Here is a 20,435-nt window from a genome sequence, read left to right as displayed (position 1 = left end):
GGCGCCCGCACCGGACGGCTTCCTCATGAGTGGCGGGCGAGCGGATCGCCTCGGCCGGACAGCCACGTGAGGGGGTGGGTGTCCACGTCCTCCAGGCGAACTCCCGGGCATGGGGCGGGGATGCCTGCGCGGAACTGCTCAGCCCATCGGGCGTCGAGGCGTCCGAGCAGTTCGACTTGCTTGGCGAGCCAGCCGATTCGGCTGTCCTGGTCTGCGGGGAAGCGGCCCCGCTGCCACAGCTCCCAGCGCATGGCCATCGAGTGGGTGGCATCGAGGGCGACCCAGTGCAGGGCCTCGTCGAGGGCACTGGTGGTCCGGTGCTCAAGCACCTGGCCGCGCTCCTCCGCGATCCAGTGGATGATCCCGCCTCGGACGAAGAGGTAGGGGTGGGCGCAGTCCTGGCGACTGAAGGCGGCCAGGTCGCCCGCAGTCACGCCATCGAGCTTGGCAGCCATGTCGCGCACGGCAGCCTGCAGGCACCCCGCCATTATCGTCATATGGACGATTATTGCATGTGGGCTCCCCGGGCAGGTGTGCAGAGTCGACTTCACGGCCGTTCTCCGCAGTCCTCACGTGATGTGCGCCAGCGCCGATTCCGCGGATCCTCGTCAACGCTGCCGGGCACGGCGAATCCTGTCGGCCTGGAGGTCGGCCCGGCACAGCGGCCGCCCCGGGCCGGGTCCAACAGTCCTCGCAGACCCGGGCGGAGGCGGAGCGGGCGGCGGCCGCAGCGAGCCGCACGCCGACAACGGCGGTGGAAACCGACTCCGCCAGGTCGTGCAGCCTGAACACAGCCTTCCTGGCAGAGGGCCACCCGGCACGGGGCCGCAGCGCGTCCGCTCCCGGGTCCGCACGCCGGGCCAGAACGGTTCACGCGAGCGCGGCTTCGGCTCGCTCAGGTACGAGAAGCTGTTCCCGGAGGGCGCCTCCGCCGCCCTCGACCTCGTGAGGCGTGCCGAGGACTACCGCCGCGAATACAACACCGTCCGGCCCCATGATGTGTGCACCGTCGCTGCGGCCCCGCTCGTCCCCGACTTTCCCGAACCCGAGAACCTGCCGACTGCTTGACGCGGGACAAGCCCGTAGAACTCCAGGCCACAGCGCGCCTCACACCGGAACAACGCCCCTGGAATCCACAACCTCAGTCAGCGGCTGGCCGGTCGTTCCGCAGCAGGGCCTGGCGAACCGACCTGGCTTCGGCGCTGAACCTCAGCCCCTCGTCGGTCGCCAGCAATACCGCAACATCCGTTTGCGGAAGGTCGATCACGGCGTCGCACGCTGCACCGAGGCCGCGCAGCACCGATGCCTCTCCTGCGTCGAGCAGAAAGTGGCCGACTGCGTTGTCCTCCGGACTGTCCACAGCCCCAGTTCGGTCCAGGAACTCCAGAAGGTCATGGAAATCGGACTCACTCGGCCCTTCCGATTTCCCGAACGGCTCCAGAGCCTCGATCAGTTCATCGCGCAGCCATGGCATGTCAAGCCCAATCCTACGAGGCATTCCGAGCACTCCATTCCCACCATTCACTCAAGGGGATACGAGCTTCCAGGTCCTTGCCGGGTTTCGGCGTCCTGCCAGGCGTTCAGTCCCTGGTGATGATCTCACCTCTCGGGTTCACGACCACACGGTCGACCCGCTGGCCGGGCAACTCGTGCTCAGGATTGCCCTTGTCGATTCGCATGCTGTCCTGACCCTTGACGGACCGTCAGAGTGCCTTTGGCTTTTTGCCGTTGCTCGCACGGGATGCCTTGGCCTCCGCTCCGTTCGGGAACCATCATGAGGGAGGAGCCTACGCTGCGGGCCTCTTCACGAATGCACAGCGCAGACCGTCGCTCACCCCTGCAACGCCGTTCGCGGAGCCCTGTCGCGCGCCCGTCGGTCGTTGCCGGCGGGCGGAAACGGTCGGGTTTGGCAGCGGGGTCAGATCGGGATACCACCGCCATGGAGAGTTGGGGGACGTTGGCGGCCGCTGTCGTGGGCGCGGCCATTGCGCTGGTGGGGCAGTACTTGGCGAAGCGCAGGGAGGAACGGGCGAAGGCGGTGGAGTTGCTGCTCAACTCCTGTGCCGAGGTCGCGGCCTCGTGCAGCGATCTGCTGTACCGGGTGTGGGAGGAGCGCGAGCTCGGTCTCCCGGGCCGTGTGGAGGGGTGGGACCTGAACGGCCACCGGCTGGCCACGGCGCGCATCCGGATCCTCTCGGGCGATCCCGCTCTCGTCGCCGCGTCCGAGGAGGTGAACACCGCAGGCCAGGCACTGAGCTCGTACTGGCGCAAAGGCGTGGTCGACGACACCGAGTTCCAGGTACGCCGTGAGCGCTACCGGGCGGCGACGGACTCCTTCGTGGACGTCAGCGGCCGCAGGATCGGCGTGCGGGCGGGCTCGGCCGCCTCCCGCGCTGAGGGGTCGGAGGGCCGACAGGATCGGGGGCGGCGGGCTTCACCGGGCACCTCACCGGCGGGCCGGGGTGGGGACGGGGCGGCCTCCGGGTGCCGCGGCCACCGGGACGTCCCGCCGCCGGGGGTGGTGCCCGCTTCACCCGTCGGGGGTGGTGGTCGGTAGGGTGCGGGGCGTCGGGGCTTGGCAACGGGGAAGGGGGCCGGGATGACGGAATCGCCGGTGGGGAGTTTCGGTGCCGCGCCGGAGCCGGTCGAGGTGGCGCCCGAGGTGCGGGCGCTGCTGGTGCGGCTGCGGGACGGCGTGTTCGACGCGCCGTCGCCGGAAGGGGCGACCCACCTGTTGGAGAAGGTCGCCCGCGAGATGACGTCGCTGCTGGGCCGCTACGACCGGGACACGCTGGTGGCGTGGCGGCAGCTCGGCCAGATCCGCAACGAGTCCGGCGAGTGGGCCGCCGCCGTCCACCTGCTCGGGCAGGTGGCAGCAGACATGGCCCAGGTGCTGGGCCCCGCCGACCGCGAGAGCCTCCACGCGCAGGCCGACCTCGCCTTCGCGATCGGGAACGCCGGGAGCGGCGAGGACGCCGCAGCCCGCCTGCGCCACCTGTTGCCTTCGCTGCACGCCGAGTTCGGCCCGCAGCACCCCATGACGCTCACCGCGCAGGTGCAGCTCGCCGTGAACACCGCACGCACCGGCGACGTCCTGACCGCCGTCGGCGACCTCGTGCAACTGCTCCCGGTCATCGAGCAGGCCGTCGGCGACGAAGGCCTCACCCTGTCCGAGGCCCGGGCCGAACTGGGCCGCCTCGTCCCGCAGTGGCGGCGGGTGACCGGCGGCGCGGCGCTGGCGCCGGTGATGGCGGTCGCGATGGTGCACCGCCTCATCGTCTGGGACTTCGACTCGGACCAGGAGGCGGACGCCTTCCTGACCGAACTGGAACGCGCCACCGGTCGCAAGGGCCTGGCGGGACGGCTCGCCGCGGTCCCCGACGGCATGACCGCCCCGCATGCGACGGCGATGGTCCTCGCCTGACGATGCGTCACCTCCCGTTTCGATCAAGGCCGGAGGACTCCTTGGCCACTGTCCGCGGCGGCGCCGGGGTGTCAGAGCGGCAGTGACAGGAGCGTGTAGCCGCCGATGTCGACGTCGTCGCAGACCTGGGTGAGGCGGTGGACCACGGCGGCGGCGCCGGTGCCCCCGGGCGGGGCGCTCAGCTCGACGGTGGCGGTGCCGGCGGCGGGTATGTCGGCCTCGGCGGCCGGCCGGCCGAAGTCGTGGCCGGGCGCCCGGCGTTGGCGCAGGTCGTCGAGGACCGCGTCCGGGTATCCGCCGCAGCGGGCGTCGGCGTCGACGACGGCGTCGCCGATCCACAGGCCCCGGCCCGGTTCCGGTGCGGTGACCTCGGCGCCCAGGGCGGCGAGCGGTTCGGCCAGGACGGGGTCGTCGACGTGGAGCAGGGTGTCGGCCGGGGAGAGCGGCAGGCCGAAGCCGGGGAGCCGTTCGAAGCCGGTGATTTGGAAGGTGCGCACGTACAGGGTCGTCCGGGCGTCCTCGCCGAACGGGTTGGCCAGGGTGAGGACGATGCGCTGCGGTTCGCCCTGCGGCGACAGCACGGTGACATTGCGCTGGCCCACGTGCCGGTCCAGGTCGGGCCGGAAGGTGCTGGTCAGTGGGTCCGACAGCGAGGCGATCTCGACCACCAGGCATTCGTGGCCGCCGTTGACGAACACCGGGGTCCAGGGCGTCGTGCAGGTCAGCGTCTCGGCGAGGCCCGCGGCGATCGGCGTGCGGTCCGAGGCGCCGATGAAGGTCGCCTGCTGGGGCGTCAGCCCGGCAGACGGGTCCGCCCACCAGAACCGGGCGCGTACGCCGGGCGCGGCCGCGTGGCCGAGGTTCTGCGCGGTGACCGACACCGTCACGGGGTCGCCGGCCCGCACCCTCCCCCAGGCGTCGGCGGGCGCCGCCGCGATGTCCGGGCTGGCGTAGTAGACGGCGCCGGCGGGCAGCGGCCGTGCCCCCTGGTCGCCGGGTGCGGCCCGCACGACGAGCCACGGGGTGTAGGTCGGCGGTGGTCCCTCGCCCTGGGGGCGGCGGGGCGTGTCATGGGCGGGCGGTGTCATGGCGGGCCTCCCTTCACGGTCCCTGGTGCCGGTCCCGGCGGTCGGTCCGGACGGTCGTCTTCGGCGGTCGGTACCGGCCGTGGGTTCCGGCGGTCGTCTTCGGCGGTCGGTACCGGCCGTGGGTTCCGGCGGTCGTCTTCGGCGGTCGGTCCGGACGGTCGTCTTCGGCGGTCATTCCCGCACGACGGGGCCGGGCTGGCCGGCCGCGTCCTGGAACATCCAGGTCGGCCAGCCGATGCCGCGGTCCCCGTCGAGGTCCCAGTCGGGGAGCGGGGTCGTGGGGCTGCCGATCAGGGCGACCGCGACGTCGACGGCGTTGCCGAAGGCGCCCTGCGGGCTGCCGCCCGCCTCGGCGCGCCGCATCCGCAGCTCCCACTCGGCGGCGTCGAGGACGGTCGGCTTGCCGCCGGCGGGCGCGGCGAGCGGGTTGTTCTGGGTGGACGGGAACCGCGGCACGGCGCCGGGTCCGGCGTCGGTGAAGGTGAAGCCGTCCACGAAGTGCAGCGGCCACCACGGGCCCTCCGGGTAGGACAGCTGCGGGGGCGGTTCGAGGGGCTCGGTCGGGTACTGCGGCCAGTTGCTCTCGTTCGGCGCGACGGGACTCCACAGCGCGGCGGGGTAGCCGTCCCCCTCCTGTGCGGACGGGCTGCGGCAGGTGCCGAGCGCGGAGTCCGGCGGGACGACGGTGCCCCAGGTCTGGAACTGGATCTCGTTGTGGGCGAGTTGCACCGCGTACGGCGGCCCGAGGCCGCTCGTGCCGAGCAGGTCGTGGAACGCGTTCTCCAGGCGGGCGAGGAAGGAGTCCGTCCAGCCGGACTGGCAGCGCAGGTTGTCCCAGCCGGGGTCGGTGGCGTCGTCCAGCAGCTCGACCGCCGCCCAGATCAGCGCCGCCGCCGCGGCCAGTCCGGCCAGCAGGTACTCCGCCACGGCGAGGATCGCCGCCGCGATCGCGCTCGCGATCTCCGGGACGGACGGATCGGGCCGGGCGACCGGCGGCTGCGGGACCGCCGTGCCGCCGACGACCACGCTGCCGTCCACCTCGACCCAGTCGGGCCGGTCGCCGCAGGCGTCCGGCTCCTGGATCCGGTGGGGCGGCGTCGAGCCGAGCAGCGCCGCCGAACTCGTGATCCAGGTGGTCAGCCAGGTCATCGCGTACGCGCCGTCCAGGCCCGGCCCGTCGACGCCCGGCGAGGGCGGGTCGCCGACCGCCTCGCGGTAGCTGTCCAGCCAGAGCGTCAGGAGCTCGGGCGGCAGGAAACCGGTCAGGGGAACCCGGTCGCGGACGGCGTTCAGCACCAGGTCGGGCGCGATCCCCCCGACGGCGAACCGGTCCTGCAGCTCGGACCCGGCGATGTCGTCCCAGGTGCCGCACGGCGGCAGCGGCACCCGGCCGCCGGTCCCGGCCGGGAAGACGATCTCCCCGCCCGCGGCGCGCACCCGTTCCCTGGTGCGGTAGTAGCCCCACACCCAGGCGTCCACGTGGTGCGACACCCAGCGGTGGCGCCACCAGTGGGTCCGGTACGGCGACCCGACCACCCCGTTGACGAACGGGTTCCCGCACAGAGCCCCCGCGTACCCCACGGCGGTGCCCAGGCCGAAGGCCCGGACCCGCGGGTCGCCCGAGGCCGCGGCCTTCTGCCGCAGCGCATGCCAGAACGCCCCGGTGCGGTGGGCGTGCACGGTGTCGCGCGGCACCCACGCGCCGGCCGGCCGGGCCTTGGGGCGCGGCCGGGTCCTGAGGATCGCGTCCTTCAGCGCGGACCTCAATCCGCTGATCGAGGCGAACTGCCCCTGCAGGGCCGTCACCACGCCGGGCAGCCCCCGCAGGTCGTCCTTCATCGCCAGCAGCGCGAGCTGGTCCTTGTCGCGCACGGCCCGCTCGAAACGGCCGAGCACGTCCTTCAGCGTGCGCAGGTTCGCCGCCATGCCCGGGGTGCCGGGAGTCCCCGCGAGCAACCCGAGGACCGGCGCCCACACCCCGAACATCGGCGCGCTGCCACCGGCCGGGGCCGCCGGATGGGTCGGCAGGAAGTCCGCGAGCACCGGACCGAGCGCGCCGAGGCGGAAGAACGGCAGATCCGCGTCGTCCGGCACCGGGCCACCACCGGAACGCAGGGAGTCGAGCACGAGATCCGCCACCGTCAACTGCGTGGCCACACCGGTCACGACGCTTCACCTCTTCACGGGAGGCCGACGGCGGCCACAGGCGCTGGCATCGCGTCATGCTCCACCGCAGGCCGTACGAGCGCGGTACCTCCACCGTCCTCCTGCCCCCACCCGGACGCAATCGGGACGCCCCGGCAGCCGCTCGACGTCCAGGCGGCCCCGGGAGCAGCGGGCAGGCAGGCGCAGGGCCGGGGCGCGCACCACGGGCCTGCCGCGCGACAGGCGGGGGCGGAGCCGGACACCGTCCGTCCCGCGGGCACCGGGCGGGCCGCGTCACCCCCGGCGGTGGTGGGCCTCGATGGGGAGGCGGGCCTCGTCGAAGAGGGCCGGGCCGTGCTGGGGCACGGTCGGCCAGGCGCCCGACTCGGGGTTGAGGGCGACCAGTTGGGCGGTGGAGAGGGCGAACACCACCCGGCCCAGGCCGGAGCGCTGCAGGGCGCCCGCGCACATCGTGCAGGGCTGGCAGCTGGTGTACATCGTGGTGCGGGCCGCGGCCGCCGGGTCGAGTTCGCGGGCCGCCCAGCGGGCCAGCTTCAGCTCCGGGTGGGCGGTGATGTCGCGGTCGCGGCGCACCGTGTTGTGCGCCTGCGCGAGCACGGTGCCGTCCGGGCCGGCCAGCAGCGAGCCGTACGGGGCGTCGCCCAGCTCGACCGCGCGGGCGGCCAGGGCGACCGCCCGGCGCAGCAGGGCCTCGTCGGCGGTGGAGATCACGGCAGCTCCTTGCGGTGGGCGGCGACGGCGGCCAGGTCCCGCCAGGCGGTCTCCGGCGACCGGGTCAGCTCCGGGTCGCCGTGGTACGGGTCGAGGACGGCGGCCTGCGCGCCGAGCGCCCTCAACTGCCGCAGGTCGTCCAGCACTTGCGGCAGGTCGCCGGTTCCGGCCGGTCGGTCCGCACCGGGGACCGGCCGGTCCGTGAGGCGGAACGCCAGCCGGGGCGCGAACCCCGGAAGCCGGTGCGCCGCCAGGACCTCGCGCATCGCCGGCAGCGACAGCCGCAGCGGGTGCCAGGCGTCGCCGTACCGGACGGCGCGGCGCAGCGCCGCCGGGCTGTGGCCGCCGACCCAGACCGGCACCGACGCGGCCGGGCCCTCGCGCAGCACCCGCAGGCACGCGTCGGCCCGCCGCCCGCGCTCCGTGAACGGCACGCCCAGCGCGGCGAACTCCTGCCGGGCCCAGCCGGTGCCGACGCCCAGCACCAGCCGCCCGCCGCTCAGCGCGTCCAGGTTGGCGGCCATCCGCGCGGTCAGCAGCGGGTCGCGGTACGGCAGCACCAGCACGGTGGTGCCCAGCCGCACCCGGGTGGTCAGCCCCGCCAGCCAGGACAGCAGGGTGAACGGCTCGTGGAACGGCTCCGGGTAGCGCTCCGCCACGTCCGGGGTGACGGCCACGTGGTCCGACACCATCAGCAGGTCGAAGCCCAGCCCCTCCACCGTCCCGGCCCAGGCCCGGAGCACGCCGGGGTCGGTGCCGGGCCCGAAGTTCGGTACATTGACGCCCAGTTGCATGCGGCGAGGCTATCCCGGCGCCCGGCGGCCGGTGAAGATCGAACTCCCGGTGAACGGGCCGATCTGCCGGGAGATCGCCGGTAGGATCGCCGGATGACCGGGAACCTCGACGACACCGACTGGGCGATCGTCGCGCAGTTGCAGGCCGACGGCCGCCTCTCGCTCAGCGAACTGGGCCGCCGGGTCAACCTCGGGTCCTCCGCCACCGCGGAGCGGGTCCGCGGCCTGGAGGCCGCCGGCGTGATCACCGGCTACCACGCCGCCGTCGACCTGGGCCGGCTCGGCTACCCCGTGCTCGCCGTCGTCCGGCTCAAGTACCCGGGCAGTCGGCACCAGCCGCTGCACCGGCTGCTCGCCGAACGCCGGGAGATCCTGGAGTGCCTGCGCACCACCGGGGACGACTGCTACACGCTCAAACTCGCCGCCACCTCCATGGAGCACCTGGAGACGCTGGTCGACGAACTCTGCACCCTCGGCACCACCACGACCAGCGTGGTCTACCGCCAGACCCTCCCCTACCGGGGCCCCGACCGACCCCGCTGACCCCGTCGCACGGAACAGGGCGGAGCGGGGCAGGGCGGAGCGGGGCAGGGCGGAGCGGGGCAGGGCGAGGCGGGGCAGGGCGAGGCGGGGCAGGGCGAGGCGGAACAGGGCGAGGCGGAACAGGGCGAGGCGGAACAGGGCAGGGCAGGGCAGGGAAACCAGGGAACGGGCCCGCCGCACCCTCCCGGACCGGAGGCACAGCGCACCCGCGCAGCAACGCCACCCGGGCAGGCAGTGCCCGGGCCCCGCCGTTCGGGCCGACTGCGGCGGCTCCGTCCCCGGCCGGACAGCCGCCGGGGCGCTGGGGCGGCATCTGCACTGGTCAGAACGGGGCGCGGTCAAAAAATGGCGTGGACAGCCCGGCTGCAGGGCCCCTATCCTCCGGATGATCTCTGCGCGTGACCGGCACCGCAGGCGTGGCTGTCGGGGGCAGTGGTGGACTCTGGACCTGTTGTGGGAAACGCGCCGCGGGCCCTGGCCTACAGCGGGGCGGTGGCCGATCCCCGGCGCCTGGCCACGGCCACCCAGGTGATCATCGGCGCGCAGGCCGTCCTGCAGGTCGCGGTGGGAGTGGCCGGCGGCACCGGATCGGCGCTGTTCGTCTGGACCCTCCCGGTGTCCGTGCTGCTGTACTTCGGCGGCATCATGGTGTTCCTGTGCTGGTTCCGGCGCTGCCGGCTCAACGCTGAGGTCTTCGCGCCCGGAACGCACCGCTACCCGCCGGGCTTCGCCGTCGGCGCGTGGTTCATCCCGCTGGCGATGTGGTGGATACCGCGCCGCGTGGCGCTGGACGTCCACCGCGCGAGCGGCACCGGCGGCGGCGCCCGGGTGGTCGACGCCTGGTGGGCCGCATGGCTCGCCAAGACCCTCGGCGGGGCGATCGTCATCCGCTTCCAGGCGCACCCCGACGGCTTCTCGCCCTACCACCTGGTGACCGGCGTCGCCGCCGCGGCCCTGGCGGTCCTGTTCGTCCGACAGGTCACGGCCGGTCAGGACGAGAAGGTCCACGCGGACCTGGCGGCCCTGCCGTTCGCCCCGACTCCCGCCGCCTGACCGCCCGCAAGCCCTCCCCTCGTCGCGGCGAGGAGGATGTCGAAGCTGTCGGTGTCCGGCGCCGGCGGCGGACGGCGCCGCCGCGACGAACTCGCTTTCCCCGCGGGCTGCTCCTCCTCTACGCTGCGGCGTCGTGGTCATCGGCGGGTACGCGAAGCGCCGGTGTCCGTCAGGGGTGGACCGCCGCAGGGGAGGGAAGGGCCGTGTCCGAGCAGTGTCCGCAGTGCGGGGAGCGGGGCGGCACTCTGAGGGCGCGTCAGGCGTACGAGGGCGATCCGCCGGCGCTGGAGGTGTCGCCGCCGGCCGCGCCGCCGGTGACCCGGATCGCCACCGCCGAGCCGCGCTGGAACCCCGGCACGCGGGCGATGGCGCTGATCGTCGGCTGCTACCTGCTGGTCGCCCTGGTGGCGGTCCTGGGCGCCGAGGCGGCGGGGATGAGCGGGGGCGCCGTCCTGGCCGGGGTGCCGCTGCCCGGCGTCGGGTTCTTCGTGGTGCTCCACCTGGCTCGCAGCCGGGCTCCGCGCCCCGAGGCCAACGCCGAGCTGGTATCCTACCACAAGCGCGTCTGGACGAAGCGGATGCAGGCGTGGGAGAACGCCTGGTTCTGTACGGGCTGCCGGGTGGCGTTCTGGCCCCCCCGGGGCGTTGACGCCTGCCTCCCCCGCCTCGGCCGCGGTGCCCGCGCGGGAGTTCCCGCTGGCGGTCGCCTCGCTGGCCGAGCGGGCGTACGGGCCGGCCTGACCACCCGTCGGCCCTCCAGGACTTCCCACCGCCGGTGGGCCTCCGGCCCGCAGAGGGTGGCGCACCGTCGGCGCCACGACCGACCGGGGTCTCGAACACGGTCGTGAGCAGCACACCCCCTGCTGGCGCCCGGCCCGGAACCTTCTCACCAGTACTCCCCCGGTCGAACGGAAGCAGCACCGATGAGCCGTCCCGCGGTACCCGACCCGGCCTGGTGGTGCGAGGACCCGGAACGGTGGGAGCTGCTGGAGTTCGACGGGCGACACGACGACCGCGGTCTGCCCGTCGACATCTACTGGGAGGACCGGCAGCAGGTCCTCGAAGCCCTGATTCTCACGCCCGAACCCGGCGTCGGGGACTTCGCCAGGTACCTGCTGGCCCAGGAGACCGAGCGCCACCGGCACTCCTGGGGCTTTTGCCACAGCATCGAGCTCGCGGCCCTGCTGGTCGCCGAGGAGCGCCGGGTCGAGGACGTCTGGCTCCTGTGGAACGCGATCTGCCGGAGTTTCGACACGTGGTGCGGACTGCCGCACCATCTGCTGCTCGCCGCCGGCGTGGCCCGCACTGTCGAGTACGTCGGCAGCTCCGAACACCCGCAGCGGGACAACCTCCTGGGGCATCTCGGGCAGCTGAACGAGACCGGTGACGACGAGGTCGCCCGTTCGCTGACCGGGCGGCGTCGCCACTACGGCCGGCTCCTCGGCGAGCCGGCCGGGGAGTGAGACGCCGAGCTCGTGAGGCGGCGAGTACAGACCCCGTCCGCTGGTTACTGAAGGTGGGACCGACATGTTCGAGTACGTCCGTGGCCTCACCCCGTCCCTGGGCGCTCACCTGACCGCACTGGTCGAGGAGTGCCTCCCGCTGCTGGGCGGTGACGGCGGGATGGACCTGGTCCAGGAGCGGCTGCGTGAGCGGGGGTCCGGTGTCCTCGAAGCCGTCATCGTCACGCGCGGGCTGCTCGGCTTCGAGGAGGTGTCCCTGTGGGAAGCCCGGGAGATCGTGGTGACCAGCCCTGCCCGCACGGCCGGGTTCAGGGACCTCGATGCGAGCGACGACGAAGACTCGGCCGGCGGGGCCGACGCCGCTGTCAGGGCTGCACGGAACGGTCAGCGCATGCTGGTGGCGACGAATGAGGCCGAGCTGCGGGTCAGGAAGCCCTCGAAGCCTGCGACGAGCACCATGCTGGCCGATCTCCGACGCGGAAACGCGTTCCTGATCGTCGAGCACGTCCCGGAGCAGCCCGACGCCGACCGGTACGTCCAGGTGCGGCTTCGCGACGACAACACCTACCAACTGGAGTACCGGGACGGCGGCGCCGCCGAGCACTACCGGACCCGGACGGTCTCCCGGGAGAAGGTGGTCGCCGCAGTGATCGGGTGGGCTTCCGGAGATCCGGCCCGGAAGGACGCCTTCATGGGGAACAACATCGGCTCCGGGTTCGCGGGTCGGGGTCAGCAGCCGGCTCGGTCGGCGTTCCCGAACCACCATTCGACGTTGTGCACGCCGGCGGCCCAGTCGTTCATGACCCGCTCGATGGCGGGCAGTCCCACCCTGCGGGCGACCGTCCCCACGATGAACCGGCGGTCCGCCGGCGCCTCGGCCAGCCCGTTCAGGGCGGTGAGGCCGGCCGCCAGTCCCGCCAGGTCCTCCGCCGAGAAGGGGCCTCCGCGGTAGGCCTGGACGCAGACGTTGGCCCCGGGCCCGGTCACCTCGAAAGTCCCGTCGTCGGCGACCTGCAGCACGTCTCCGGCAGCGCATCCCGGCACCAGGCCAGGACTGCCGGTCAGCTCGAACGCGTCCGCTCCCAGGGTCCGGGCAGGAAGCACCTCGAACACCGGCTGCCCGGCGCCGCTGTGGCCCGCCAGCAGCCGTACGTGGGTGTCAGCACCGGCGAAGGACTCATCGATCATGAGCGTGATCGTGTCACACGAGCGCGACGAGGAAGCGGCCCGGGCGGCCGGACACCGGCGCTGCGGCACTGGGTACGGTGGCCCGAGGAGGGGACGCCCCGGTCCCCGACCCGCCAGGTCGAGGGCCGCCTCGTGCCCGAGACCGGAGCCCCGCCCACGGACCGCCACCGGCTCCTCGCCGCACTCCAGGAGGTTCGACACCGAGGCGGCGGCCTGCGCCTACCTGTACGCCTGGTTCGTGAGGACCTGACGGACCCTGTCCCCCGGGCACGCCGGTCCCCGCCGAAGCCGGGCCCCGCTCTCCGGCGGCAACCCGAACCGACCGCCCCCGCCCGCCCCGCCCGGACGGCGAGAGCACCGTGCGGCCCCGGTCCGCTACGGTGCGGTGCATGCGATCGCTGATCACCACCGTCCGCGGGAACGACGACGCGGCCGACTACCTGTCCTGGCCGGGCGACTTCGACCTCGACCGGGGCGACCACGTCGAACCGGTCCACCTGGCCTGCGGCGCGGCGCTGGAAGGCTTCGCGGGCGACGGCGCCGGCGGCACCTACTTCTTCTGCGGGGACGGCGGCGAGGAACGCCCGGTGCTCTACGCGGACTCCGAGGGCGGCGCGGCCCTCCTCGCGATCGGCCTGCCGGAGCTGCTGCGGCTCCTGCTCGTCGCACCCTGGTGGCGGGACTGCCGCGCGTTCACCGCCGAGGAGAGCGCCGAACTGGCCGAGGACTGGGCGGAGGACGTCCCCGACCTGGCCGAGCAGCGCGATCGCGCCGCCACCGCCCTCGGCCTGTCCCTGCCCACCGCGCCCGAGGCCCTCGCCCGCCTGCGCGAGGTCGCCACCGGGCCCGGCCGGGAGTACGCCCTGGTCTTCACACCCGAGAACACGCCCTACGCCCCGCTCATCGAGGGCTGAGGCGGCCTCGGTCGGCCTGCGGGCGTTGTCGACAGCGCTTCGGGACCGGCTCCGGCCGTCCGCCGCCACAGCCGACGCCCGCCCCTGCCCGGTCGGACGGGCAAGGGGCAGGGCTTCGGCGAAGTCGCGGGATGTCCGATTCGTGAGCATGTGGCCTCAAGAGGGTGAGAGGCATTCACGGATACGGATGTCCAGCCCGAGACCCAGCCTTACGGCAGCTTCAAGCTGTCGACCAGTTGCACCTGGGGATCCCACGCCGCCGGGCGTTCGCTCACCGATCCGCGCCAAGGGCAGCCAGCCTCGATCCATGCAGCCCGCGCGGTCATGACCCCCGCATTCGAGGCGTCCTCGTAGCCGAACTCGATGAAGCAGCAGCTGCAGATCGCGAACGACGGCGTCAGTCCGTCGGAACCCCAGGGATCGAATCCCTGATCGAGCCCGCACACAGGGCAATGAGCTCCTGGCCTCGGTGTCCTCGTCACAGGCTGATGCTACGTGCCGTCGTACCCCGTCGCTGATGCTTGCCCGGGTCAGGCAGGCACGGCTTCCAAGATCATGGAGTTCTCGTGGAGCGCCCCTGCCCGCGCTGCGGGCCGAGACCGGTCTGCTGTGCACCACGGCGGGGCCGTCGCGGCAGAGCCGGGGCAGCGCACGCCGGGAGCAACTTGACCATATGGCCGGACCACCGGGCCACCGGACCGGTGGTGCCGTGGTGGGAATGCCGGGCCCGGCGATCGGCGGCGGGCAGGGGTTCGGCCTGCAGTTTTTCGGCCGGGCCCCATCAGTAACAGTCGCCACAATTGTTTCACGGGCTCCGGGGGAATCGATTCCGATCACAGCGTCCCGCTACCGGGAACGGGGCAGGGATTTTCGCCGGGCGGACCTGGACAGGCCATTTCCGTCCAATGAATTCGGGAGGGGGAATGGTTTGTCGAGGCTCCTGGTGGGGAGCTAGTGACGGAACGGCCGGGGCGGTATCGACGGGTGGGCGCGTGACGGATTCCAGGTGTTCCGTCGCATGCGCGGGTCTGCCGGGTCGGCCTTATGACGGGAGGTGGTCCGTGGCAGCCGGAACCGCAGTTGCGCGGGTGGTGTTGGCGATCGAGGTGGACGAATCCGGCGGGGCGCGGCGGCTGTCCGCCGTATCGGATCAGCTGGCCGGGGAACTGACGGCGGCACGTGCTGTGGTGACGCGGATACCGGCGGGGGATGCCCCGGACCATACGAAGAGCGGCGTATTCGCGACCGCGGGCGAGCTTTTGGTGACGACCGGTTTGTCCGTCGCGGGGTTGCGGCAATTGGTCCGCCTGGCGATCGCGTTCGTGGAGCGGGGTTCGGCGCGAAAGATCACGCTGGAATCGGGGGGTGAGACGTTCACGGCGGAGGGCCTGTCCGCGCGGACGGAGCGCCAGCTGGCCGACGCGTGGATCGCCAAGGTTCTGGCGGCCGGGCAGTCCGCCGCCGATGCCGCGCCCGGCGAGTCGGAGAGCGGTGGGTCGGCATGAGCGGGACGGGGCGACGGCACGCCCTGCTCGTGGCGACCGGCGAGTACACCGATGCCCGGCTCGGTCGGCTGCGCGCTCCGGACCAGGACGTCGAACGACTGGCCGCCGTGCTGGAGGACCCCGACGCGGGCGCGTTCGACGACGTCCGGGTGCTGCGGGACGCGCCGGACTTCGAGATCCGTGCCGCCGTCGAGGACGTGCTGGCCGACCGGGCCGGTGACGACCTCGTCCTGGTCTACTTCTCCTGCCACGGCTTCGTCAGCGCCCAGGGCCAGCTCTACTTCGCCGCGACCAACACCCGGACCGATCGCCCGGCCGGCTCGGCCGTTCCGGCGTCCTACGTCAACGATCAGCTGCAGAACTGCGCGGCGGCCGGGCGCCTGCTGCTGCTCGACGCGTGTTTCAGCGGCGCGTTCACCGACGGGTTCAAGGCCGGTACGCCGGACGTCATGGACGGCAGGGTCGGCGACGGGTACGTCGTGATCACCGCGTGCGACCGGTACGAGTACGCGTACGAAGCCGACAGCATGGTGCTCGAGTCCCCCCGCGCCTCGGTCTTCACGGACGCGGTCCTCGAAACGCTGACCGGGGACGCGGCGCCTGGCGGCGAGGACGGCTGGATCACCGTCGACGAGTTCTTCAAGCACGTCCAGGACGGGGTGCTGCGCCGGCAGCCGGAGCAGCGTCCGCGGTTCTTCGCGCACGCCGCCGAACCGCACCGGATGCGTCTGGTGCAGAAGGCGGCCCGCAGGTCGGCCGGGGTGGCGGTCTCGGGGGCGCCCGCCTCCGCCAAGCCCGTGGCCTCGACGTACACGCAGAACCAACTGGTCGTCGCACGCGGCATCAAGGCCCTGGCCGAACCCATCGGGCGCACGCTCGGCCCGATGGGCCGGCGGGTCATCCTGCGCGACGGGACCGGGATCTACCAGGAGGCCGCCGACTCGTTGGCGATCGCCGAGCAGTCCCGGCCGGACGACCCGCGCGACGCGGTGGGCATGGCGTACGTGCGTGATCTCGTGCTGGAGATGCGCAGGACGGTCGGCGACGGCGCCGCCACGGCGGCGGCCATCGGCTGGGCGAGCGTGCGCGGCATGATGGACGCCCAGCGCCGCGGGGCGCGGCAGGTACGGCTGCTGCACGGGTTGCGGGCGGCGACCGACCTGGTCCGGGAGCAGCTGACCCGATCGGCGATCCGGCCGGACCTGGCGGCGCTGACCGCGATCGCCACGGAGGTCTGCCCCGACCCCGGGACGAGTGCCCTGGTCGCCGAGGCGGTTCTGGCGATGGGCGCCTTCGGCGCCGTCCACGTGGAGGAGGCCAACGGGTTCGGGATCGACAGCATCCGCACCGCGGGGCTGCGCATCGACTCCGGCTACATGTCGGGCCACTTCGTCACCCATGCGGAGCGCGCCGAAGCGGTCCTGGACGACGCCTACCTCCTGGTCACCGACCTCGAACTGTCCTCGGTCCACCCGCTGGTGCCGCTGCTGGAGAAGATCATGTCCTCGGGCAAACCGCTGCTGGTCGTGGCGCGGGACGTGCGGGACGAGACGATGGCGACGCTGGTGGTCAACAAGGTCCGCGAGACCCTGAAGTCCGTGGCGGTCAAGCTTCCGACCTTCCCCGGCGGCGCCATGGACTGGGGCACCGCCCAGGACCTCGCCGTCGCGACCGGGGCCACCCTGGTCACCGCGCGGTCCGGGCCGGCCCTCGAAAGCCTGGAACTCTCCCACCTGGGCACCGCGGTGAAGGTCGTGATGACCAAGGACCGCACCCTGGTCTCCGGCGCCGGCGGAAAGCCGGAGCTGACCGGTTCCCACGTCAACGCGCTCACCGAGCACCTCCCGCGCGCCGCCTCGCCCGGGGAGCGGGCCTGGTACCAGCACCGGATCGACCGCCTCACGCACGGCCTGTGCGTCATCCGCGTGGGCGGCGAAACGCAGGAGAAGCTCACCGAACGCGTCGCCCTGGTGGAACGGATCCTGCTGGTGTGCCGCCTCGCGTACGACCAGGGCGTCATCCCGGGCGGCGGCGCCGGGCTGGCGCGGGCCGCGCAGCTGCTCGAAGCGTCGGAGGGCACCGGGCGGGAGCAGGCCGAAGCGGCCGCGGTCCTGGCGCAGGCGCTGCAGGAGCCCTACCTCAGGATCGGCGCGAACGCCGGCTACGAGGAGGACGAGATGCTCCAGGACCTCCACCGGACGCCCTCGACATCGGTGTTCGACGTCCGCACCGGGGGATTCCGCGACCTGGCCGAGGCCGGCCTGTTCACACCGGTCGCGCAGGCTGCGGCAGCCATCGACAGAGCGGCCGGGCTCACGGAACGGTTCCTCATGGTCGAATGACGGAGCTCCGGGCCGGCGAGAAGGACGTGCCGGCTGCGCCGGGACGTCGACGAGACGGTGTCGGGGCGGCGCCGGGAGGAGGGTGTCTCCGGCCGGATCGGACGGCGGTGCGCTCTGCCCGGGCCCGCCGGCGCGGGGGGCCGACCCGGCCGCCGGGTCAGCGTCCCTCGCGTACCTCGAAGACGCCGCTGTCCCAGTACACGGAGGGTTCGTCGGCGTCGCTCGGCCAGTCGCTCTGCAGGTGGCGGCGGTTGCGTCCGAGGGCTCCGATGCGGTGCGGGCTCAACCGGCCCGCGGTCAGGTCGTCCGCCTCGGCGTCGGTGATCGGCAGCACGGTCCGGTACTGGGCGTCCTGCGAGGCGGCCCAGTCGATGTACTCGGTGAAGACGCTCGCGAAGGCCTGGGAGCAGAGGGTGCAGCGCTGGATCGAGACGATGAAGTGCGAGTCGTCCCGGATCATCGCCTCGTGCCGGACCCCGGTGCGGTTGCGGTGGTGCGCCCGTGCCACCGCGACGTCGTCGGCGCAGCATGTCGCGCATCCGAAATCCTCGGACTCCGTCAACTCCGTCACGCCGCCCCCGTTGTCGTGCCCTGTTCCGGTCGTGGGCCCATGCTACCCAGGGGTTGGAGGCGTGAGGGAGCGTCCGCCGTGCGGGGGTGCGCCGACTTCGGCTGCGCGATCGTGCTCAGAAGTACGTACCAGTGAGCAACTATTGACATCATGTGTCAACTGGGCTGCACTGTTGGGCAGTTGGCCCGCCGTGCGTCAGGGCCGCAGCGCTCACCGTCCCCCTCGATCCTGAGCCCCCGGAGGCACACATGCGCCTGCTCAGACTCCTGCTCGCCACCCTGTGCACAGCCGCCGCCGTGGTGGTGCCCGCCGTCACGGCCGCGCCGGCCGGTGCCGCGACCGGGGCCCCGCAGACGGTTCCGGCCCTGCGTCAGTGGACCGCCGGCGGCGGCAGCGGCTACACCTTCGGCGCCGCCTCCCGGATCGTCGTCGACCCGGCGTACAGCGCCCAACTCACCGACGAGGCAGCGACCTTCGCCGAGGACCTGGGCGCCCTGGAGGGCCGGACGGTGAGCGTGGACACCGGGACGGCCGCCTCCGGGGACATCTCCCTCACCCTCGGCGACGGCTCACTGCCCGCCGAGGGCTACCGGATGACGGTCGGCTCCTCGATCACCCTCCAGGGCTCCACCGACGTCGGCGCCTTCTACGGCACCCGGACGGTCCTCCAGCTGCTCCACGGGTCGGCCACCGTGCCGGCCGGGACGGCCGTGGACTGGCCGGCCAAGCCCGAGCGCGGCCTGATGATCGATCAGGGGCGGAAGTTCTTCACCGTCGCCTGGGTGGAGCAGCACATCAGGGAACTGGCCTACCTCAAGCTCAACTACTTCCACTTCCACCTCTCCGACACCTTCGGCTTCCGGCTGGAGAGTTCGACCCACCCGGAGATCGTCTCCGCCGACCACTACTCCAAGCAGGACATCGCCGAGCTGGTCGCCCTCGGGCAGAAGTACCACGTCACCATCGTTCCGGAGATCGACACCCCCGGGCACATGAACACCGTCCTGGCCGCCCACCCCGAGCTCAGGCTCAAGAACAGCTCCGGCACCGCGAGCAACGAGTTCATCGACCTGTCGCTCCCCGGCACGTACACCCTGGTCGAGGACCTGATCGACGAGTACCTGCCGCTCTTCCCCGCGCCGTACTGGCACATCGGCGCGGACGAGTACGTCGGCGACTACGGCCAGTACCCCCAGCTGCTGGCGTACGCCCGCGCCCACTACGGCGCGAACGCCACCGCCAAGGACACCTACTACGGCTTCGTCAACTGGTCCGACGCCCTCGTCCGGGCGGCCGGCAAGACCACCCGGATGTGGAACGACGGGATCAAGTCGGGCGACGGCACCGTCACGCCCAACAGCGACATCCTCGTCGAGTACTGGTACGACTACGGGCTCACGCCTCAGCAGTTGACCGCGCGCGGGCACACCGTCGCCAACGAGTCCTGGACGCCCACCTACTACGTCCTGGGCGGCGCCAAGCCCGACACCAAGTGGATGTACGAGACCTGGACGCCCGACCTCTTCCAGGGCGGCGCCACCGTCACCGACGGCAGCGCGAACCGCGGCTCGCTGATCCACGTGTGGTGCGACAACCCGAACGCGGAGACCGAGGACCAGATCGCCGCCGGCATCATGTTCCCCCTGCGCGTCCTCGCCCAGCAGACCTGGGGCTCGCCCAGGCCGACCGCCGGCTACGACGCGTTCGGGCCGATCGTCACGGCCGTCGGTCACAACCCGGCCTGGCCCGGCCTGGCCCAGCCCGGCAACCTCGCCCGCAACCGGCCGACCACCGCGTCCAGCACCGAGACGGCCGACTTCCCCGCCTCCGCCGCCACCGACGGCGACGGCGCCACCCGGTGGTCCAGCGCCTACGGCGACCCGCAGTGGCTCCAGGTCGACCTCGGCACCACCCGGGCCATCGGCCGGGTGGTGCTGCGCTGGGAGGCCGCCTACGGCCGGGCCTTCCGGATCCAGGTCTCCGACGACGCCTCCACGTGGCGCACCGTCTACTCCACCACCAGTGGCGCCGGAGGCGTCCAGGACCTGACCGGTCTCACCGGCTCGGGCCGCTACGTCCGGATGTACGGCACCGGGCGCGGCACCGCCTACGGGTACTCCCTCCACGAGTTCGAGGTCTACGCGGGCGGCGGGCTCGGCGGCACCCGCACCCTCACCGCGAGCGGCAAGGCGCTCGACGACCCCGCCTCCTCCACCGCCGCCGGCACCAGGCTGATCACCTGGACCCCGCACGGCGGCCCCAACCAGCAGTGGCAGCTCGCCCTCGACACCGACGGCAGCTACACCCTGGCCAACGGCGCCTCGCACCTCTGCGCCGACGTCGCCGCCGGAGCCACCACCGCCGGGGCGGCCGTCGTCCAGGCCGCCTGCACCGGCGCCGACAGCCAGCACTGGCGGCTCGTCCCCCTCGGCAGCGGCTACACCGTGACCAACCGGAAGAGCGGCCTCGCCCTGACCACCGCCTCCACCGCCGACGGCGCCCAGGTCACCCAGCAGCCGTCCACCGGCTCGGCCCTGCAGACCTGGCAGATCGCCTGACCGGCCCCGGTCGTCCGCCGGGGGCGCACCCGCCCCCCGGCGGACGGCCGGGCGACGGGCGTGGCGGCGGGTGGGTTGTCGGTGGCGCGTGGCACGCTGACGGCGTCCCAGGTGC

Annotated in this window: 19 protein-coding genes; 10 read left to right on the top strand and 9 right to left on the bottom strand. The window is 73.0% G+C overall.

Annotated features, from left to right (window positions below):
• Positions 1 to 23: 23 nt before the first annotated feature.
• The gene (locus tag ACIQBJ_RS16490) at positions 24 to 455 is read right to left on the bottom strand and encodes an Imm63 family immunity protein (RefSeq protein WP_400709723.1); all 432 of its coding nucleotides are present in this window, start codon (positions 453 to 455) and stop codon (positions 24 to 26) included.
• On the opposite strand from ACIQBJ_RS16490, the gene ACIQBJ_RS16485 reads away from it, so the two are divergent.
• Positions 454 to 1,068, top strand: coding sequence for an integrase core domain-containing protein (locus ACIQBJ_RS16485; RefSeq protein ID WP_400709720.1), 615 nt, complete (start codon positions 454 to 456; stop codon positions 1,066 to 1,068). The two genes, ACIQBJ_RS16490 and ACIQBJ_RS16485, sit on opposite strands and share 2 nt — an antisense overlap.
• A gap of 73 nt (positions 1,069 to 1,141) precedes the next feature.
• Here the strand turns inward: ACIQBJ_RS16485 and ACIQBJ_RS16480 are convergent, their stop codons facing one another.
• A complete protein-coding gene (locus ACIQBJ_RS16480; RefSeq protein WP_400709717.1) occupies positions 1,142 to 1,474 on the bottom strand; it encodes a hypothetical protein in 333 nt (110 codons plus the stop codon).
• Positions 1,475 to 1,939: 465 nt separating this feature from the next.
• Between ACIQBJ_RS16480 and ACIQBJ_RS16475 the strand changes: the two genes are divergently transcribed.
• Positions 1,940 to 2,557, top strand: a complete 618-nt coding sequence (locus ACIQBJ_RS16475; protein WP_400709714.1) for a hypothetical protein — start codon at positions 1,940 to 1,942, stop codon at positions 2,555 to 2,557.
• A gap of 42 nt (positions 2,558 to 2,599) precedes the next feature.
• Positions 2,600 to 3,424 (top strand): hypothetical protein, encoded by an 825-nt coding sequence (locus ACIQBJ_RS16470; RefSeq protein ID WP_400709711.1) that lies wholly within the window; start codon positions 2,600 to 2,602, stop codon positions 3,422 to 3,424.
• Positions 3,425 to 3,495: 71 nt separating this feature from the next.
• Here ACIQBJ_RS16470 and ACIQBJ_RS16465 read toward each other — a convergent pair whose 3' ends face one another.
• The 4 genes from ACIQBJ_RS16465 to ACIQBJ_RS16450 all read right to left on the bottom strand — a co-directional run bounded on the left by ACIQBJ_RS16465 (position 3,496) and on the right by ACIQBJ_RS16450 (position 8,183).
• Complete coding sequence (locus ACIQBJ_RS16465; RefSeq protein ID WP_400709708.1) at positions 3,496 to 4,512, bottom strand: hypothetical protein; 1,017 nt, start codon at positions 4,510 to 4,512, stop codon at positions 3,496 to 3,498.
• Between the two features lie 171 nt (positions 4,513 to 4,683).
• Positions 4,684 to 6,678 (bottom strand): hypothetical protein, encoded by a 1,995-nt coding sequence (locus tag ACIQBJ_RS16460; protein WP_400709705.1) that lies wholly within the window; start codon positions 6,676 to 6,678, stop codon positions 4,684 to 4,686.
• A 273-nt stretch (positions 6,679 to 6,951) separates the two neighbouring features.
• Positions 6,952 to 7,389 carry a nucleoside deaminase gene (locus ACIQBJ_RS16455; RefSeq protein ID WP_400709702.1) on the bottom strand — a complete coding sequence of 146 codons (438 nt, stop codon included), beginning with the start codon at positions 7,387 to 7,389 and terminating at the stop codon, positions 6,952 to 6,954.
• Positions 7,386 to 8,183, bottom strand: coding sequence for an LLM class flavin-dependent oxidoreductase (locus tag ACIQBJ_RS16450; protein WP_400709699.1), 798 nt, complete (start codon positions 8,181 to 8,183; stop codon positions 7,386 to 7,388). Before ACIQBJ_RS16450 ends, ACIQBJ_RS16455 begins: the two co-directional genes overlap by 4 nt.
• Positions 8,184 to 8,276: 93 nt before the next feature.
• Here ACIQBJ_RS16450 and ACIQBJ_RS16445 point away from each other — a divergent pair, with 93 nt between their 5' ends.
• From ACIQBJ_RS16445 to ACIQBJ_RS16435, 3 genes are all read left to right on the top strand, one after another.
• On the top strand, positions 8,277 to 8,726 hold the full coding sequence (locus ACIQBJ_RS16445; RefSeq protein ID WP_400709696.1) for an Lrp/AsnC family transcriptional regulator: 450 nt from the start codon (positions 8,277 to 8,279) through the stop codon (positions 8,724 to 8,726).
• A gap of 492 nt (positions 8,727 to 9,218) precedes the next feature.
• A complete protein-coding gene (locus ACIQBJ_RS16440) occupies positions 9,219 to 9,779 on the top strand; it encodes a DUF4328 domain-containing protein (RefSeq protein ID WP_400709693.1) in 561 nt (186 codons plus the stop codon).
• 923 nt (positions 9,780 to 10,702) lie between these two features.
• Positions 10,703 to 11,242, top strand: a complete 540-nt coding sequence (locus ACIQBJ_RS16435) for a hypothetical protein (protein ID WP_400709690.1) — start codon at positions 10,703 to 10,705, stop codon at positions 11,240 to 11,242.
• A gap of 729 nt (positions 11,243 to 11,971) precedes the next feature.
• Here ACIQBJ_RS16435 and ACIQBJ_RS16430 read toward each other — a convergent pair.
• Positions 11,972 to 12,430 carry a DUF4265 domain-containing protein gene (locus tag ACIQBJ_RS16430; protein WP_400709687.1) on the bottom strand — a complete coding sequence of 153 codons (459 nt, stop codon included), beginning with the start codon at positions 12,428 to 12,430 and terminating at the stop codon, positions 11,972 to 11,974.
• 389 nt (positions 12,431 to 12,819) lie between these two features.
• On the opposite strand from ACIQBJ_RS16430, the gene ACIQBJ_RS16425 reads away from it, so the two are divergent.
• Complete coding sequence (locus tag ACIQBJ_RS16425; RefSeq protein WP_400709684.1) at positions 12,820 to 13,344, top strand: hypothetical protein; 525 nt, start codon at positions 12,820 to 12,822, stop codon at positions 13,342 to 13,344.
• Between the two features lie 209 nt (positions 13,345 to 13,553).
• Here the strand turns inward: ACIQBJ_RS16425 and ACIQBJ_RS16420 are convergent, their stop codons facing one another.
• The gene (locus ACIQBJ_RS16420; protein WP_400709681.1) at positions 13,554 to 13,790 is read right to left on the bottom strand and encodes a hypothetical protein; all 237 of its coding nucleotides are present in this window, start codon (positions 13,788 to 13,790) and stop codon (positions 13,554 to 13,556) included.
• 615 nt (positions 13,791 to 14,405) lie between these two features.
• Between ACIQBJ_RS16420 and ACIQBJ_RS16415 the strand changes: the two genes are divergently transcribed.
• Together ACIQBJ_RS16415 and ACIQBJ_RS16410 are read left to right on the top strand one after the other, a co-directional pair.
• Complete coding sequence (locus tag ACIQBJ_RS16415; protein WP_400709678.1) at positions 14,406 to 14,849, top strand: hypothetical protein; 444 nt, start codon at positions 14,406 to 14,408, stop codon at positions 14,847 to 14,849.
• Positions 14,846 to 17,191: a TCP-1/cpn60 chaperonin family protein gene (locus ACIQBJ_RS16410; protein WP_400709675.1), complete on the top strand. Its 2,346-nt coding sequence runs from the start codon at positions 14,846 to 14,848 to the stop codon at positions 17,189 to 17,191. Before ACIQBJ_RS16415 ends, ACIQBJ_RS16410 begins: the two co-directional genes overlap by 4 nt.
• A 157-nt stretch (positions 17,192 to 17,348) precedes the next feature.
• Here ACIQBJ_RS16410 and ACIQBJ_RS16405 read toward each other — a convergent pair whose 3' ends face one another.
• A complete protein-coding gene (locus ACIQBJ_RS16405; protein ID WP_400709672.1) occupies positions 17,349 to 17,699 on the bottom strand; it encodes a hypothetical protein in 351 nt (116 codons plus the stop codon).
• A gap of 311 nt (positions 17,700 to 18,010) precedes the next feature.
• On the opposite strand from ACIQBJ_RS16405, the gene ACIQBJ_RS16400 reads away from it, so the two are divergent.
• Positions 18,011 to 20,320 carry a family 20 glycosylhydrolase gene (locus ACIQBJ_RS16400; protein WP_400709669.1) on the top strand — a complete coding sequence of 770 codons (2,310 nt, stop codon included), beginning with the start codon at positions 18,011 to 18,013 and terminating at the stop codon, positions 20,318 to 20,320.
• Positions 20,321 to 20,435 lie beyond the last annotated feature (115 nt).

The sequence above is a fragment of the Kitasatospora sp. NPDC088391 genome, assembly GCF_044753345.1.
In the GTDB taxonomy this organism is placed as follows: domain Bacteria; phylum Actinomycetota; class Actinomycetes; order Streptomycetales; family Streptomycetaceae; genus Kitasatospora.
Note: the sequence above shows the minus strand (reverse complement) of the source record. Positions and strands in the feature narration are given on the sequence as shown.